General features: G+C 67.3%; 1 protein-coding gene. It reads left to right on the top strand.

Annotation, left to right across the window (positions count from 1 at the left end):
* The coding region (locus EN750_RS37440) for an ABC transporter ATP-binding protein (RefSeq protein ID WP_145968335.1) at positions 1-722 on the top strand (722 nt) is incomplete at both ends.

The following is a 722-nucleotide window of genomic DNA, read 5'->3' as shown; positions in this document are numbered from 1 at the left end:
GTTCCAGGACTATGCGCTGTTCCCGCATATGAGCGTCGGCAGCAATGTCGGCTTCGGCCTGCGCATGCAGGGCGTCGACGGTACGACGCGCGCTGCAAAGGCGCGTGAGGCGTTGGCGCTGGTCGGATTGGCTGTCGCCTTCGACAAGAAGCCGCACCAGCTCTCCGGCGGCCAGCGGCAGCGCGTGGCGCTGGCGCGGGCGCTGGTGATCGAGCCGGCGGTGCTTCTGCTCGACGAGCCGCTCGGCGCGCTCGATCTCAAATTACGCAGGCAGATGCAGGACGAGTTGAAAGCGATCCAGAAGCGCGTCGGCACCGCCTTCATCCACGTCACCCACGACCAGGAAGAAGCGATGGCGCTGGCCAACCATTGTGTGGTGATGAATGACGGGCGCATCGAGGACGAAGGCCCGCCCGAGCGCGTCTATCACAGGCCGGCGACGCGCTTTTCCGCCACCTTCATGGGCGAAAGCTCGATCCTTGCCGGCACAGTCACAGAGGCGAAGGAGAGGACAAGCACCGTCGCCACGCCCGTCGGGCCGGTCTCGCTGCCCGGCGCGCTGCCGGTGGGCTCCGCCGTTGCGCTGGCCATACGGCCGGAGCATCTTGTCCTCGGCGAGGCCAGCGGCGGTGTCAGGCTCGGCACGGCTGAGGGGAGCGATGTCGTCTTCCCGGGCAGCTTCAAGCGCGTGCTTGCGGTTTCCATCGAGGACCCCTCGCTTC

Origin of the sequence: Mesorhizobium sp. M7A.F.Ca.ET.027.03.2.1, from assembly GCF_003999175.1 — a bacterium.
Lineage (GTDB): Bacteria > Pseudomonadota > Alphaproteobacteria > Rhizobiales > Rhizobiaceae > Mesorhizobium.
This window is presented reverse-complemented; position numbering and strand designations above follow the sequence as displayed.